Genomic DNA, 1,827 nt, shown 5'->3' with positions numbered 1-1,827 from the left:
CTCCTCGTATAATAAGTTTGTAAGCAAGAAAAACAGCTTACAGACTTATTCTTTTTTGGTATAGATGGTAAGGACTTCTAAGAGGTACTCCCCTCATCCTGATTCCCATCTATACAGTTGATAGTTACATTTCCATATAGGTAGATCCTGTGGTATGATATCAGGCAGAGTCTGATGTCCGAAGGCACTGCTCAACCTCCTTTCAGCCGGCTTTGTCCGCGACTGCTTCGAAAGCATTCAGCCTGGCTCATACGGCACATTCCGCTGACACAGAAGTTTCATCCCCAGCCGTTAGCCCCAGCAAGAATGGCTGACTGGGTGCATGCTCATTACGCGAGGGTTCGGTCACCGTATGCAGCGCAGGATAAACCTTTTGCTTCAGATTTCACAAATCCTTATCGGAATGGAGGTGATATCATGGTAAAGATCAACTATATGTCCACCTTGTTTGTTGGTATTGATGTAAGCTCAAAAACCAATTCTGTCTACGCCATGGACTTTGAGGAAAACAAATATCTCTCAACATCCTTTGGCAATAATCAGCCGGGGGCTGATGAGCTTGTAAATAGGATCGCCGCATGTATGCAGAAGCATAAAAATCTGGATACGCTTCTTATCGTCCTGGAATCTACTTCTGTGTACAGCGTCCATATTTCAAACTTCCTGGCTTCCAGCGAGGTCCTCATGCCCTACAAGCCTTACGTCTTCTGTGTAAACCCAAAGACCACTGCGAACTACCGCAAGTCCTATATCGGAATGGAAAAAACCGATCCCACAGATGCCTATCTCATTGCGGACTTTGGAAGGGTAGGCCGTACCAAAAAGCTGGAACCATGGCGCGGCGGGCAGTTTATTGCCCTGAAACGTCTGACAAGGCACCGTATGCACCTTTCTGAGTGCATCACCAGAGAGAAGACCTACATGGTCTCGAATCTTTATCTGAAGTTCAGCGAGCTTCAGCTCCTGGAAGGGGATGACAAGCCCTTTGGCAATCTCTATGGGGCCACTTCCTCAGCCGTCCTGACGGAATTCCTGTCTCCGCAGGAAATCATCGATATGCCGGAAGAGGATCTGCTTGCCTTCCTTGCACAAAAGAGCAGGAACCGCATCTCTGACCTATCCAAAACTTCCGAGCTTTTGCGGAAGGCGGCCAGAGATTCCTACCGCTTGGACAAGTGCATGTACGAACCACTGAACATCTCACTGGCAAGCTCGTTTAACTGCATCCAGGCCTATCAGAAAGAAATCAGGCTGATCGAGCAGGCGATTGACAAATGCATCAAGGGAATGAACACAAACGCCCTGATCATCCTTCAATCCATACCCGGAATCGGTCCGGTATGGGCATCCGGGATCCTGTCAGAAATCGGCGATATCACAGCGTTTCATTCGTCCGATGCTCTTGCCAAATATGCCGGCCTTTACTGGCCTAAAGGGGATTCCGGGGATTTCATTTCTGAGGATAACCAAATGTCGAAAGCCGGGAATCCCTATCTTCGCTACTATCTTGGCGAAGCGGCAAACAGCGTCAGGAAGCACATCCCTGAATATGCTGACTTCTATGCCAGAAAATATGCTGAGGTATCCAAACATCAGCACAAAAGAGCACTCGCGCTTACATCTCGTAAATTCGTACGACTCGTTTTTGGATTGCTGGCCAAAAACCAACTGTACACCGGCGAAAAGCTGGACGCCGAATATAATATTGAACCGAACTGACATTCGGTTTTTTGAAATACATACCGAAGGTCTATTAAAGTTACCCTTTTTTCTGAAAAACACATCAAAATCATCTTCAAAAAGTTCTTGACATATCACCAGAATGCT

1 protein-coding gene is annotated in these 1,827 nt (G+C 47.0%); it reads left to right on the top strand.

Annotated features, from left to right (window positions below; all coding sequences use genetic code 11):
* Positions 1 to 417: 417 nt before the first annotated feature.
* Entirely contained in the window at positions 418 to 1,719 is a 1,302-nt protein-coding gene (locus tag B5E82_RS17720; protein WP_087308839.1) for an IS110 family transposase, read from the top strand.
* Positions 1,720 to 1,827: the final 108 nt, after the last annotated feature.

The sequence above is a fragment of the Lachnoclostridium sp. An138 genome, assembly GCF_002160765.1.
Lineage (GTDB): Bacteria > Bacillota > Clostridia > Lachnospirales > Lachnospiraceae > Laedolimicola > Laedolimicola faecalis.
The sequence above is the reverse complement of the archived record's forward strand: the minus strand, read 5'-3'. Positions and strand labels throughout refer to the sequence as shown.

What these genes read in the sequence shown, in the direction of transcription:
- B5E82_RS17720 (WP_087308839.1), top strand. Translation starts at nt 418, where the DNA reads ATGGTAAAGATCAACTATATGTCCACCTTGTTTGTTGGTATTGATGTA.